Consider the following 14,815-nt stretch of genomic DNA (forward strand, 5'->3'; position numbering starts at 1 on the left):
CCATTGACGGTTAAAAACAGTGATTATGGCGCGAATATGACTGATAGCCAATATCAGGCGAAATCAGCGACAAAAAATGGCATAATATGACTTTGTCATGTATTGAAATGAAAAGTAAAACAATTCTTATTTTGAATGGTCGTAACGGCAAACGCGATACGATATAACATTGGACATCACTTGTTTACAATTCAGGCCGAATGAGCACTTTTAAACCCTTAAAAATACTTGCTTCGCGCCGTCAGGTGCTGAAAGCCGGGCTGGCTGCCATGACGCTGAGCGGCGTCACTGCACAGGTCAGCGCAAAAGAGCAGCCACTGAAAACATCAAATGGACACAGCAAACCCGCCGCCAAAAAGGCCGGCGCCCGCCGCATTGTGATGCTCGACCCGGGCCACGGCGGCATCGACACCGGGGCTATCGGCCATAATGGCTCGAAAGAGAAGCATGTGGTACTGGCGATCGCTAAGAACGTGCGCAGCATCTTGCGCAGCAACGGCATTGACGCCCGCTTGACCCGCACCGGCGATACCTTTATCCCGCTGTATGACCGCGTGGAGATTGCCCATCAGCACGGCGCCGATCTGTTTATGTCGATCCACGCCGACGGCTTCACCAACCCGAGCGCCGCCGGCGCCTCGGTGTTCGCCCTGTCAAACCGCGGGGCGAGTAGCGCCATGGCAAAATACCTCTCCGATCGCGAAAACCGCGCCGACGAGGTCGCCGGTAAGAAAGCGACGGATAAAGACCATCTGCTGCAGCAGGTGCTGTTCGATCTGGTGCAGACCGACACCATTAAAAACAGCCTGACGCTGGGCTCGCATATCCTGAAAAAGATCAAGCCGGTGCATAAGCTACACAGCCGCAATACCGAACAGGCGGCGTTCGTGGTGCTGAAGTCGCCGTCCATACCGTCCGTGCTGGTGGAAACCTCGTTCATTACTAACCCGAACGAGGAGAAACTGCTCGGCACCACCGCCTTCCGGCAGAAAATCGCCACAGCGATTGCCAACGGCATTATCAGCTATTTCCACTGGTTCGATAACCAGAAAGCCCATTCGAAGAGACGTTAATGAAACCCGATGCCGCGCAGGTTAAAACTTTTCTGCTCCAGCTGCAGGACAGCCTCTGTCAGCAGCTGAGCGCCGTAGATGGCGCGCCGTTTATTGAAGACGCCTGGCAGCGGGAAGGCGGCGGCGGCGGACGCAGCCGGGTGCTGCGCGACGGCAATGTGTTCGAACAGGCCGGGGTCAACTTCTCCCACGTCCATGGCGACGCCATGCCTGCCTCCGCCACCGCCCACCGCCCGGAGCTGGCCGGACGCAGCTTTGAAGCCATGGGCGTCTCGCTGGTAGTTCATCCGCTGAACCCCTATGTGCCCACCAGCCACGCCAACGTGCGGTTCTTTATTGCCGAGAAGCCCGGCGCCGACCCGGTGTGGTGGTTCGGCGGCGGCTTTGATTTAACCCCCTACTACGGCTTTGAAGAGGATGCCGTCCACTGGCATCGTACCGCCCGCGATCTGTGTCTGCCGTTCGGCGAGGAAGTCTATCCGCGCTATAAAAAATGGTGCGATGAGTACTTCTATCTCAAGCACCGCCAGGAGCAGCGCGGCATCGGCGGTCTGTTCTTTGACGACCTGAACACCCCGGATTTTGACCACTGCTTCGCCTTTATGCAGGCGGTCGGGAACGGCTATGCTGACGCCTATTTACCCATCGTCGAACGCCGGAAAGCCACGCCGTACGGCGAGCGCGAGCGCCATTTTCAGCTCTATCGCCGCGGCCGCTACGTCGAATTCAATCTGGTCTGGGACCGCGGCACCCTGTTCGGTCTGCAGACCGGCGGTAGGACGGAATCGATTCTGATGTCGATGCCGCCGCTGGTACGCTGGGAATATGATTACCAGCCGGAGGCCGGCAGCCCCGAAGCGGCGCTGAGCGAGTTTATTAAAGTGAAAGCTTGGATCTAAACGAAGCCAATTCAGACCAAAAGCCCCGGAGTACCGGGGCTTTTTTATGACGTTTACAGCGGTTCGGTTTGCGCTTCGACAACCGCCAGCGCCACCATATTCACGATGCGACGCACGGAGGCGATCGGCGTCAGAATATGCACCGGCTTCGCCACTCCCATCAGCACCGGCCCGACGGTTACCCCTTCCGAACTGGAGACGCGCAGCAGGTTATAGCTGATCCGGGCGGCTTCCATATTCGGCATCACCAGAATATTGGCCGACCCCTTCAGCGGGCTGTCCGGCATGCGATCGTTGCGGATGCTTTCCACCAGCGCGGCGTCGCCATGCATTTCACCATCGATCATCAGCTCCGGGGCGCGGGCCTTCACCAGCTCCAGGGTTTTACGCATCTTGCTGGCTGACGGGCAGTCGGCAGAGCCAAAGTTGGAGTGCGACAGCAACGCCACCCGCGGCTCAATACCAAAGCGACGCACGCTTTCCGCCGCCATCAGGGTGATCTCTGCAAGCTCTTCCGGCGAGGGATCGTGATTGACATAGGTATCGGCGATAAAGGTGTTACCGCTCGGCAGCAGCAGCGCGTTCATCGCCCCGGCGGTGCTGACACCGTCGCGATAGCCGAACAGCGGCTGCACCACGCGGTAGTGGTCGTGGTACTCGCCAATGGTGCCGCAGATCATCGCATCCGCTTCGCCACGGTGAACCATGATGGCGCCAATCACTGTGGTGTTGCTAATCACCGCCCGCTGCGCCTGCTCCTGGGTAATGCCGCGGCGCTTCATCAGCTGATAGTACTCGCTCCAGTACTCTTTAAACCGCGGGTCAGATTCATTATTGACGATCTCGAAGTCAACGCCGGCCTTGATCTGCAGGCCCAGCTTCTGGATGCGCATTTCAATCACGCTTGGGCGGCCCACCAGAATCGGTTTGGCCAGCCCCAGCGACACCAGCTCCTGGGTGGCGTGCAGCACGCGGGTCTCCTCCCCTTCCGCCAGCACCACACGCTTCGGCTCTTTGCGCGCCTGAGAGAAGATAGGCTTCATAAACAGGTTGGTCTTATAGACGAACTCGCTCAGCTTCTCGATATAGGCGTCAAAATCAGCGATCGGGCGCGTCGCCACGCCGGAGTCCATCGCCGCCTTCGCCACCGCGGGGGCGATCTTGACGATCAGCCGCGGGTCGAACGGTTTCGGAATGATGTAGTCCGGGCCAAAGCTTAAATCCTGATCGCCGTAGGCGGAGGCCACCACTTCGCTCTGCTCAGCGTGGGCCAGCTCGGCAATGGCATGCACCGCCGCCAGCTTCATCTCTTCGTTGATCGCCGTCGCGCCGACGTCCAGCGCGCCGCGGAAGATGAACGGGAAGCAGAGCACGTTGTTGACCTGGTTAGGATAGTCGGAGCGGCCGGTGCAGATGATGGCATCATCGCGGACCTGCTTCGCCAGCGGCGGCAGAATTTCCGGCTCCGGATTGGCCAGGGCGAGGATCAGCGGCGCGCGCGCCATCTTCTTCACCATCTCCGGGGTCAGCACTTTCGGACCGGAGCAGCCGAGGAAAATGTCCGCGCCGTCGATCACGTCATCGAGGGTGCGTTTGCCGTCGTCTTCCACTGCATAGGCCGCTTTGGTTTCCGCCATGTTGGGCTCACGATCCTTATAGATAACGCCTTTCGAATCGCAGACCACGATGTTGTGCTTTTGCATCCCCAGCGCCACCAGCAGGTTCATGCAGGCAATTGCCGCCGCCCCGGCGCCGGAGACCACCATCCGCACGTCGGACAGATTCTTCTCAACGACGCGCAGGCCGTTGAGGATCGCCGCGGTGCTGATGATCGCCGTGCCGTGCTGATCGTCGTGGAAAACCGGAATATTCATCCGCTCGCGCAGCTGCTGCTCAATGTAGAAACACTCAGGCGCTTTAATATCTTCGAGGTTGATACCGCCGAAGGTCGGCTCGAGGGCGGCGACGACGTTAATGAATTTATCCGGGTCCAGCTCATCGACTTCGATATCAAACACATCGATGCCGGCGAATTTCTTAAACAGGACGCCTTTGCCCTCCATCACCGGCTTGCCGGCCAGCGCGCCGATGTTACCGAGTCCCAGCACCGCGGTGCCGTTGGAGACCACCGCCACCAGGTTGCCGCGGGCGGTATATTTGTAGGCCGCCAGCGGATCTTTTTCAATTTCCAGACAGGGGGCCGCGACGCCCGGCGAGTAGGCCAGCGCCAGATCGCGCTGGGTGGCGAGAGGTTTGGTCGGCGAGACCTGGATTTTTCCGGGAACCGGAAATTCGTGGAAGTCGAGGGCGCTCTGTTTTAACTGCTCATCCATTTTATATTCCTTTCTTTCACGTATCGTTCGTAGGGAAAAAGCGTGATGACCATCCTGTCGTTCACCTTTCAGTGGCAGACAGTATCCCTCCTGGCGGGGCGATAAACTTTGAACACCGCCAAACTCTGGCCATCGCTATGATCTGGTTGTTATCAATTTATAGCGGTTATGTTACCCGGATTCGCCGCCAATAATAGCCCCGTCTGCTATGCTTTTTGGTTATGTACCTCATCAATATTTATACCGCATACCGGCAAGCACTCATGTAACACCTTGTTCCAGGAGGACTTATCTATGAATCAGCTAGACAGTATCAAGCAGTTCACCACCGTGGTCGCCGACAGCGGCGACATCGAATCCATCCGCCACTACCATCCGGAAGATGCCACCACTAACCCCTCCCTGCTGCTGAAGGCCGCCGGCCTGGCGTCCTATAGCGGACTCATTGACGACGCGATCGCCTGGGCGAAAAAGCAAGGAGGCGGCCGTGAAGCGCAGGTGACTCACGCCTGCGATAAGCTGGCGGTCAATTTTGGCGCGGAGATCCTCAAAAGCATTCCTGGCCGGGTCTCCACCGAGGTGGACGCCCGGCTCTCCTTCAACCGGGAGAAGAGCATCGAGAAAGCGCGCCATCTGGTGGCGCTGTATCAGGAGATGGGCATTGATAAGTCGCGGATCCTGATCAAGCTGGCCTCCACCTGGGAGGGGATCCGCGCCGCCGAGACCCTGGAAAAAGAGGGGATCCACTGCAACCTGACGCTGCTGTTTTCCTTCGCCCAGGCCCGGGCCTGCGCCGAGGCCGGGGTCTATCTGATCTCCCCTTTCGTCGGACGTATTTATGACTGGTATCAGGCGCGCAAACCGCTGGATCCTTACGTGGTTGAGGAAGATCCCGGGGTGAAATCCGTGCGCAATATCTATGACTACTTCAAACAGCATAAATACAACACCATCGTGATGGGCGCCAGCTTCCGCCGCACCGAGCAGATCCTCGCCCTGGTCGGCTGCGACCGGCTGACCATCGCCCCGCCCCTGTTAAAAGAGCTGCAGGCCAGCGACGCCCCGGTGGTGCGCAAACTGATCCCTGCCAGCCAGATCCTGCCGCGCCCGGTGCCGCTCAGCGAGGCGGAGTTCCGCTGGGAACATAATCAGGATCCGATGGCGGTCGAAAAGCTGGCGGAGGGTATCCGCCTGTTCGCCGTCGATCAACGCAAACTGGAAGATCTGCTTGCCGCCAAACTGTCACTTTAGTCTCACGGAGAAAACTATGTCCCGAAGAGAGCTTGCCAACGCCATCCGCGCCCTGAGCATGGACGCGGTGCAGAAAGCCAATTCCGGCCACCCCGGTGCGCCAATGGGGATGGCAGACATTGCCGAAGTGCTGTGGAACGATTTTCTCAAGCACAATCCGCAGAACCCTGGCTGGGTGGACCGCGACCGTTTTATTCTGTCCAACGGCCACGCGTCGATGCTGCTCTACAGTCTGCTGCACCTGTCCGGCTACGATCTGCCGCTGTCAGAGCTGAAGCAGTTCCGCCAGCTGCACTCTAAAACGCCGGGTCACCCGGAGCATGGCTATACCCCCGGGGTGGAGACCACCACCGGCCCGCTGGGCCAGGGGCTGGCGAACGCCGTCGGTATGGCCATCGCCGAACGCACCCTGGCGGCGCAGTTTAACCGCCCCGGTCATGAGATTATCGACCATCACACCTGGGTTTTCATGGGCGATGGTTGTCTGATGGAGGGGATCTCCCATGAGGCCTGTTCGCTGGCAGGCACGCTCGGACTGGGCAAGCTGATCGGTTTTTACGACCACAACGGCATCTCCATCGACGGCAAAACCGACGGCTGGTTTACCGATGATACGGCAGAACGTTTCCGCGCCTACCACTGGCACGTGATCGGCGACATTGACGGCCACGATCCTCAGGCCATCAAACAGGCCATTACGGAAGCGCAGGCGGTGAAAGATAAGCCGTCGCTGATCATCTGTCGGACCATCATCGGCTTCGGTTCGCCCAACAAAGCCGGCTCAGAGGAGTCGCACGGCGCGGCGCTGGGTGAAAAAGAGGTGGCCCTGGCCCGCCAGCAGCTGGGCTGGAAACATCCCCCCTTTGAGATCCCGAAAGAGATCTATCAGGGCTGGGATGCGCGTCCACGCGGCGAAAAAGCCGAGCACGACTGGAACGAGAAATTCGCCGCCTACCGGCAGCAGTTCCCGGAGCTGGCCGCTGAGCTGACCCGCCGCATGGATGGCGCCCTGCCGGAGGATTTTGCCGCGACCGCCCGCGACTACGTGGCGAAGCTGCAGGCCGAGCCGGCGAAGATCGCCAGCCGGAAAGCCTCGCAGAACGCGCTGAACGCGTATGGCCCGCACCTCCCGGAGCTGCTGGGCGGTTCGGCGGATCTGGCGCCGAGTAACCTGACCATATGGTCTGGCTCGACATCGATTAAAGAGGATGCCGCGGGCAACTATATTCACTACGGCGTGCGCGAATTCGGCATGACCGCGGTGGCCAACGGCATCGCCCTACACGGGGGATTCATCCCCTATACCTCGACCTTCCTGATGTTTGTGGAATACGCCCGCAACGCCGCGCGCATGGCGGCGCTGATGAAGGCCCGGCAGATCATGGTCTATACCCATGACTCCATCGGTCTGGGGGAAGACGGTCCGACCCACCAGGCGGTGGAACAGCTGGCCAGTCTGCGGCTGACGCCCAACTTCAGCACCTGGCGCCCATGCGACCAGGTGGAGACCGCTGTCGCCTGGCAGGCGGCCATCGCGCGTCAGGGCGGACCGACGGCGCTGATCCTGTCGCGACAAAACCTGGCGCAGATGCCGCGCACCCCGCAACAGGTGCAGGATATCGCCCGGGGCGGCTACGTGCTGAAGGATGCCGGAGGCAAACCCGACCTGATCCTCATCGCCACCGGCTCGGAAGTGGAGATCACCGTCCTGGCGGCGGAAAAATTGTTGGCCAACGGGGTGAATGTGCGAGTGGTTTCGCTCCCCTCCACCGATGTGTTTGACGCTCAGGACGAGGCCTGGCGCGAGTCGGTGCTGCCGTCGGACGTCAGCGCCCGGGTGGCGGTCGAGGCCGGGATAGCGGACTACTGGTATAAATATGTCGGCTTAAAAGGCAAGATTGTCGGCATGACCGGCTACGGTGAATCCGCCCCGGCGGAGCAGCTGTTCCCGTTCTTTGGCTTTACGGTCGACCATATCGTCGCCACCGCCGAACAGGTGCTTAACGGGTGATCCACAGCGTGGGCCAGGCGTCTGGCCCCTGCCAGTTGTCGCACGTCGGCTGCTGCGCGTAGCGGGAGAGGCTGAACCGCTGGCCGTCAAAACGCCAGCGGGTCTGGATCCCGCAATCGCCAGACGCGCGCCCCTTGTCCAGGGTCACCAGCTCATGGCGGCGGTCATCATAGCTGGCGTTAATAAGCTCTATCTCCCGCGGCGCCTCGCCCGGCGGCTGAAATGGCAGCGTTAGCCGCACCTGGCGGGCGACATACGGGCGCTGGCGGGAGACCAGCCAGGCCAGCCAGACGGTGTTGTACGCCCCGGATTCGCAGCTGGTCATCAGCAGCACTTTGTCATCCGTCAGGGCAGTGACGCGAATTTCGCGGCGGAACGGATCGAGGGAGCAGTTACTGTTGCTCATCCGCTCATTGCCATAGTCCATCAGATCGTTGAGCTCATCACGCCCCAGCGGCGACTGCGCCATGTCTGCGCTCGCCACCGCGCGCAGCGCCGGCGCCGGCGGTACGCTGAGCGGCGGCTCCTCCCCTTTGCCAACCCAGGCCGTTTCGCTGCCCACCCGCTTTTGCCGGGCGTCGATAAAAAACAGGGCCGCTTTCAGCCCCTGCAGGGAGATAGTCTGCAGGCCGTTGGCCAACGAGAGGGTTTTTCCCTCCTGTACCCGCTGGAGGAACGCATCGATCGTCACGCTGTCGTCAGTTTTAATGAGTTTATCTTCAATGCGCCAGCGCTTGTCGGTCAGGGACAGCGGTTTACCATCCAGCAGCAGGCGCGGCGCTATCGGCGCGAGCGTCGCCACCGGATTGCCGGTGCCGCCCAGTTCGATACGCAGGCTGGCATCAGTAGCCGCCCCGGCGCTGCGGCTGAGGGTCATCACCAGACCATAATGCAGCCCCACGTTGCGGGTGACGCAGAAGTTTTGGTTATTACAGGTGACCTGCCAGTCGTTGAAGCGCTGCTGCGCCGGTGCCGACCATGCCTGTGAGCAAGGCAGCACCGCCAGAAAGAGGAAAAAAATGATGCGAAAAAGCATGAACCGCCCGACCCCAGATAAACCCAACCACGGCGCCTATCCTGGACAACGGCAGCCGCTGACTCAATCGGATTTGTCAGAGTTCCCCGACATCAGGCCAGAGGTTTGCAAATACTGCAGCAGAATGACGGCTTTCCCGTCGCGGATCTCCCCGTCAGCGACCATCTGCAGCGCCTGGCTAAAGGGCAGCTCCAGCACCTCGATGGCTTCGTCATCCACCCCGCCGCCGCTGGTCGTTCGCTGCGCGTCGCTGTACTCAGCGATAAAGAAATGCACCACTTCGGTGACGCCCCCTGGCGACATAAACAGCTCAAACAGCTTTCGCACCTCGCCCACTTCATAGCCGGTCTCTTCCACTGCCTCTTTACGAATGCAGGCCTCCGGCTCGTCGTTGTCCAGCAGCCCGGCGCAGGTTTCAATCAGCATGCCGTCATGATTGCCATTGACCCAGGTGGCGACCCGAAACTGACGCACCAGGACCACCGTCTGCTTATGGCGGTTATAGAGCAGCACGGTGGCGCCATTGCCGCGATCGTAGACCTCGCGCTTGTGGCGCACGACGCTGCCGTCCGCCCGCGTCAGCTCATAGGTCATGTTGCGTAGTACGAACCAGTTCTCAGAGAGGATTTTATCTTTAATGACGTGAATATTGAGTGACATACCGACCCCACAGCGTAAAAGGACGCCCTCATACTACGCTGCGGAGCCGGGTTTGTCGTCAGTGAAGCGGCGTCGTTTTCAGCCCCAGGTAGTCAAGGATCCCCTGCGCCGCGTGACGGCCTTCCGCCATCGCCGTCACCACCAGGTCGGCGCCGCGCACGGCATCGCCGCCGGCAAAAATCTTCTCCTGGCTGGTCTGATAACGGTAACGGCTCTCCACTCCGGCTTTAATACGCCCCTGGCTGTCCAGTGCCACCCCCGCAGCTTCCAGCCAGGGCATGCGGTGCGGGTGGAAGCCAAAGGCCATGATCACCGCATCTGCCGGCATAACAAACTCGCTGCCGGGGATCGGCGTCGGGCGGCGTCTTCCCCCGGCGTCCGGAGCACCCAGCTCGGTGCGCAAAAAGCGAACCCCGTTCACCCGCCCGTTCTCGTCCAGCTCAAGCGTCACCGGCTGGACGTTAAACTCAAAAAGCGCTCCCTCTTCGCGGGCGTTTTTGACCTCTTTTTTCGAGCCCGGCATGTTGGCTTCATCCCGCCGATAGGCGCAGGTCACCTGGCGGGCGCCATGGCGCAGCGCGGTACGCACGCAGTCCATTGCCGTATCGCCGCCCCCCAGCACCACCACGTTCAGCCCGGCGGTGTTGACATAAGGCTCCTGCGCCGATTCCGCCAGCCCCATCACCTGTTTGGTGTTGGCGATAAGAAACGGCAGCGCATCGTAGACCCCGGGGGCCTCTTCATTCGGCAGGCCGGCCTTCATGGAGCGATAGGTTCCGGCGCCGACGAACACCGCGTCATACTCGGCCAGCAGCGTCGCCAGAGGGATATCTTTCCCCACCTCGCAGTTGAGCTCAAAGCGGACGCCCATCTCGCTGAAAATCGCCCGCCGCCGGGTCAGCAGCGACTTATCCAGCTTGAACGCCGGAATGCCGAAGGTCAGCAGACCGCCGATCTCCGGATGACGGTCAAAGACCACCGGCTGCACGCCGTGGCGCACCAGCACATCGGCGCAGGCCAGACCGGCCGGCCCGGCGCCGATAATCGCCACCCGTTTACCGTTCAGCTTAATCTGCGAGAGGTCCGGACGCCAGCCACTGGCCAGCGCCTGGTCGGATATAAATCGCTCAATATTGCCGATGGTGACCGCACCGCTTTCCTCGCGCAGGGTGCAGGCGCCCTCACACAGCCGGTCCTGGGGGCAGACGCGGCCGGTGATCTCCGGCAGACAGTTGGTCTGATGGGACAGGGCGACCGCGGCGGCGATATCCCCTGCCTTCACCAGCTCGACCCACTGCGGAATAGTGTTATGTAGCGGGCAGGTCCATTCACAGATGCTGTGTTCTCCACATTTCAGGCAGCGGGCGGCCTGCTGCCGGGCCTGGGTCGGGCTGAACGGCTGATAGATCTCCTCAAAGTGGTTCTTGCGCACCTCCGCCGGCAGCTTATCCGGCTCTCCGCGCGGCGGCGTCATCGCCATCTGCCTGACCTTCTCGCCGGCGTCGGGCTGTCTGGCGGGGGCCGCGCCGCGCTGCCACGGCTGCGCCTCCTGGCAGGCCGAACGCAGACGCCGCTGCCTGGCCATCGTGGTCAATGTCTCATCGTCGGCGAGGGTCAGCGCCTGCGCCGGACAGTTTTCCACACAGGCCGGTCCCGCCTCGCGGCCCGCGCACAGATCGCATTTCTGCGCGCTGGCTTTCACCTGGCCTGCGGCCTGCGGCGTCACCACCACCTCCATCACCCCGAACGGGCAGGCCACCATGCAGGATTTACAGCCAATGCATTTCTCCTGACAGACCTGAACGCTGTCGCCAGTCTGGGCGATGGCGCCGTTGGGGCAGCTGCGGAGGCAGGGGGCGTCTTCGCAGTGGCGGCAGGTGATGGCGTTACGCTGCCCCTCTGCTTTAATCACGGTGATACGTGGCAAAAAGCGCTGCGGGGTCAGCGCATGTTGCTCCTCGTTATGCGCCATTACGCAGGCCACTTCGCAGGCCTGGCAACCGATACATTTTCGGCTATCGCTCAATATAAAGTGGTTCATGGCTTCCTTTTGTCTTATTGGTGAATAACCCCTTAATGCGCATGCCTATTTATTACCCGACAAGACGAGGCCGGAACAATGTTCATTTGCCCAGGATACCCTTTTTCTGGAAAGAATCCGTTTTGGATCAATTTTTTTGACTTATATGAAATCAGGTTTCACACCGGCAAGGGATAATGCGTCCCCGGGTGCGGCGGGCGAAGCGGTGTGGCCGACCTGGCGGCACGAAAGGTCGATGTTTCTTTACGATACGGCAAAAGCAACATGATAAATTACACTATCTCCTTAATTTCTCCACGATTGCCGGAGGCGCTGGCGCTAAAGTGGCACAGGCTGTGCAATAACAAGAACATGTGCATATGAGGTTTTCATTCTGATGGCGAATTTCTTTATCGATCGCCCCATTTTTGCGTGGGTGCTGGCAATCCTGTTATGCCTGACGGGCACCCTTGCCATTTTGTCGCTGCCAGTTGAACAGTATCCCGATCTGGCCCCGCCGAATGTACGGGTTACAGCCAACTATCCTGGCGCCTCCGCACAAACCCTGGAGAATACCGTCACCCAGGTTATCGAACAGAATATGACCGGCCTCGATAACCTGATGTATATGTCATCCCAGAGCAGCGCCACCGGCCAGGCGACCATCACCCTCAGTTTTACCGCCGGTACCGACCCGGACGAAGCGGTACAGCAGGTGCAAAACCAGCTGCAGTCGGCGATGCGTAAACTGCCGCAGGCGGTGCAAAACCAGGGGGTTACGGTACGCAAGACCGGCGATACCAATATCCTGACCCTCGCCTTCGTCTCCACCGACGGCAGTATGGATAAACAGGATATCGCCGACTACGTCGCCAGTAACATTCAGGACCCGCTCAGTCGCGTCAACGGCGTGGGGGATATCGACGCCTACGGCTCGCAATACTCAATGCGCATCTGGCTCGATCCGGCAAAGCTCAATAGCTTCCAGCTGACCACCAAGGATGTTACCGACGCTATCAGTTCGCAGAACGCCCAGATTGCCGTCGGCCAGCTCGGCGGCACGCCTTCCGTGGATAAGCAGGCGCTGAACGCCACCATCAACGCGCAATCTCTGCTGCAAACCCCGGAACAGTTCCGCAATATCACCCTGCGCGTCAATCAGGATGGCTCAGAGGTGACCCTCGGCGATGTCGCTACCGTGGAGATGGGGGCGGAGAAGTATGACTATCTTAGCCGCTACAACCGTCAGGCCGCCTCTGGCCTGGGAATTAAGCTCGCCTCCGGCGCCAACGAAATGGCCACCGCGGAGCGCGTGATCGCTCGCCTCAATGAGCTCTCGCAGTATTTCCCGCACGGGCTGGAATATAAAGTCGCCTACGAGACCACCTCCTTCGTGAAGGCTTCTATTACCGACGTGGTGAAAACCCTGCTGGAGGCGATCCTGCTGGTTTTCCTCGTGATGTATCTTTTCCTGCAGAACTTCCGCGCCACTCTGATCCCGACCATCGCCGTACCGGTGGTGCTGATGGGCACCTTCGCGGTGCTCTATGCCTGTGGTTACAGCATCAACACCCTGACGATGTTCGCGATGGTGCTGGCGATCGGCCTGCTGGTGGATGACGCCATCGTGGTGGTGGAGAACGTTGAGCGCATCATGAGCGAGGAAGGCCTGTCGCCGCGGGAAGCCACCCGCAAATCGATGGGACAAATTCAGGGCGCGCTGGTGGGGATCGCGATGGTGCTGTCGGCGGTGTTTGTGCCGATGGCCTTCTTCGGCGGCACCACCGGCGCTATCTATCGCCAGTTCTCTATTACTATCGTCGCGGCGATGGTCCTCTCGGTGCTGGTGGCCATGATCCTCACCCCGGCCCTTTGCGCTACCCTGCTCAAGCCGATTAAACCAGGTGAATCCCATGAGCGAAAAGGCTTCTTCGGCTGGTTCAACCGCACCTTTAACCGCAGCGCCAACCGCTATGAAACTTTCGTCGGCAAGATCCTTCACCGCTCGCTGCGCTGGATGCTGATCTACATCGTCCTGCTCGGCGGGATGGTATTCCTGTTCCTGCATCTGCCCACTTCGTTCCTGCCGCTGGAGGATCGGGGGATGTTCACCACCTCGGTACAGTTGCCGAGCGGCAGCACCCAACAGCAGACGCTGAAAGTGGTACAGAAAGCGGAAGATTACTTCCTCAATAACGAGAAGCAGAACGTCGAGTCAGTGTTCGCTACCGTTGGCTCCGGCCCCGGCGGCAACGGGCAGAACGTAGCCCGCATGTTTGTGCGCCTCAAAGACTGGGACCAGCGCGATCCGCAAACCGGCTCCTCCTTTGCCATTATTGAACGCGCCACCAAAGCGTTTAATCAGATCAACGAAGCCCGGGTCATCGCCAGCAGCCCGCCGGCAATCAGCGGCCTCGGCAGTTCGGCAGGCTTCGACATGGAGCTGGAAGATCACGCCGGTAAGGGGCACGATGCGCTGATGGCGGCGCGCGATACGCTGCTTGAGCTGGCGGCTAAAAACCCGCTGTTGACCCGCGTCCGGCATAACGGGCTCGACGACAGCCCGCAGCTGCAGGTCGATATCGATCAGCGTAAAGCTCAGGCGCTGGGCGTCTCCATTGACGACATCAACGATACGCTGCAAACCGCCTGGGGGTCGAGCTACGTCAACGACTTTATGGATCGCGGGAGGGTGAAGAAAGTCTACGTCCAGGCGGCGGCGAAATATCGGATGCTGCCTGACGATATCAATCTCTGGTACGTCCGCAACAGCAGCGGCACGATGGTGCCGTTCTCGGCCTTCGCCACCTCGCGCTGGGAGACCGGTTCGCCGCGCCTGGAGCGCTACAATGGCTACTCGGCGGTGGAGATCGTCGGTGAAGCGGCGCCGGGCATCAGTACCGGTACCGCGATGGACATGATGGAGAAGCTGGCCGCGCAGCTGCCGACCGGCTTTGGCCTCGAATGGACCGCCATGTCCTATCAGGAACGCCTCTCCGGCGCTCAGGCGCCGGCCCTGTACGCGATTTCCCTGCTGGTGGTGTTCCTGTGCCTGGCGGCGCTGTACGAGAGCTGGTCGGTGCCGTTCTCGGTGATGCTGGTGGTTCCGCTCGGGGTGATTGGCGCTCTGCTGGCGACCTGGATGCGCGGCCTGGAGAATGACGTTTACTTTCAGGTGGGCCTGTTGACGGTGATCGGCCTGTCGGCGAAAAACGCCATTCTGATCGTCGAGTTCGCCAATGAGCTTAACGAGAAAGGCCAGGATCTGCTCAGCGCCACGCTGTCGGCCTGCCGTCAGCGCCTGCGCCCTATCCTGATGACCTCGCTGGCGTTTATCTTCGGCGTGCTGCCGATGGCCACCAGTACCGGCGCCGGCTCCGGCAGCCAGCATGCGGTCGGCACCGGGGTGATGGGCGGGATGATCTCCGCCACCGTGCTGGCCATCTTTTTCGTACCGCTGTTCTTTGTGCTGGTGCGTCGCCGCTTTCCGCTGAAGGAGCGTCCGCAATAAACCGTCGGGCGACGGCGGCGA

9 protein-coding genes are annotated in these 14,815 nt (G+C 60.5%); 5 read left to right on the forward strand and 4 right to left on the reverse strand.

All coding sequences use genetic code 11. The annotated features are described in order from the left end of the window. Positions 1-200 precede the first annotated feature (200 nt). Together amiA and hemF are read left to right on the forward strand one after the other, a co-directional pair. Positions 201-1,073: an N-acetylmuramoyl-L-alanine amidase AmiA gene (gene amiA, locus GQR96_RS17900; RefSeq protein WP_004201984.1), complete on the forward strand. Its 873-nt coding sequence runs from the start codon at positions 201-203 to the stop codon at positions 1,071-1,073. Then, positions 1,073-1,972, forward strand: coding sequence for an oxygen-dependent coproporphyrinogen oxidase (hemF, locus tag GQR96_RS17905; protein ID WP_064178309.1), 900 nt, complete (start codon positions 1,073-1,075; stop codon positions 1,970-1,972). The genes amiA and hemF overlap by 1 nt, the downstream gene beginning before the upstream one ends. A gap of 53 nt (positions 1,973-2,025) precedes the next feature. On the opposite strand, the gene maeB is transcribed toward hemF, so the two are convergent. Further along, complete coding sequence (gene maeB / locus GQR96_RS17910) at positions 2,026-4,305, reverse strand: NADP-dependent oxaloacetate-decarboxylating malate dehydrogenase (RefSeq protein WP_004201966.1); 2,280 nt, start codon at positions 4,303-4,305, stop codon at positions 2,026-2,028. A gap of 294 nt (positions 4,306-4,599) precedes the next feature. Here maeB and tal point away from each other — a divergent pair, with 294 nt between their 5' ends. Then, positions 4,600-5,556 carry a transaldolase gene (tal, locus tag GQR96_RS17915; RefSeq protein ID WP_004201965.1) on the forward strand — a complete coding sequence of 319 codons (957 nt, stop codon included), beginning with the start codon at positions 4,600-4,602 and terminating at the stop codon, positions 5,554-5,556. Positions 5,557-5,572: 16 nt separating this feature from the next. Further along, the gene (gene tkt / locus GQR96_RS17920) at positions 5,573-7,567 is read left to right on the forward strand and encodes a transketolase (RefSeq protein WP_004201964.1); all 1,995 of its coding nucleotides are present in this window, start codon (positions 5,573-5,575) and stop codon (positions 7,565-7,567) included. Here tkt and GQR96_RS17925 read toward each other — a convergent pair. The 3 genes from GQR96_RS17925 to aegA all read right to left on the reverse strand — a co-directional run bounded on the left by GQR96_RS17925 (position 7,557) and on the right by aegA (position 11,304). Beyond that, complete coding sequence (locus GQR96_RS17925) at positions 7,557-8,603, reverse strand: DUF1176 domain-containing protein (protein ID WP_004201962.1); 1,047 nt, start codon at positions 8,601-8,603, stop codon at positions 7,557-7,559. The two genes, tkt and GQR96_RS17925, sit on opposite strands and share 11 nt — an antisense overlap. 63 nt (positions 8,604-8,666) lie before the next feature. Next, the gene (gene nudK, locus GQR96_RS17930; protein WP_002913754.1) at positions 8,667-9,263 is read right to left on the reverse strand and encodes a GDP-mannose pyrophosphatase NudK; all 597 of its coding nucleotides are present in this window, start codon (positions 9,261-9,263) and stop codon (positions 8,667-8,669) included. A 58-nt stretch (positions 9,264-9,321) separates the two neighbouring features. Beyond that, entirely contained in the window at positions 9,322-11,304 is a 1,983-nt protein-coding gene (gene aegA / locus GQR96_RS17935; RefSeq protein ID WP_004201961.1) for a formate-dependent uric acid utilization protein AegA, read from the reverse strand. A 376-nt stretch (positions 11,305-11,680) separates the two neighbouring features. On the opposite strand from aegA, the gene acrD reads away from it, so the two are divergent. Next, positions 11,681-14,794, forward strand: coding sequence for a multidrug efflux RND transporter permease AcrD (acrD, locus tag GQR96_RS17940; RefSeq protein ID WP_065802929.1), 3,114 nt, complete (start codon positions 11,681-11,683; stop codon positions 14,792-14,794). The last annotated feature ends 21 nt before the right edge of the window (positions 14,795-14,815 follow it).

Source organism: Klebsiella sp. PCX (genome assembly GCF_021869705.1).
Classification (GTDB): Bacteria; Pseudomonadota; Gammaproteobacteria; order Enterobacterales; family Enterobacteriaceae; genus Klebsiella; species Klebsiella quasipneumoniae.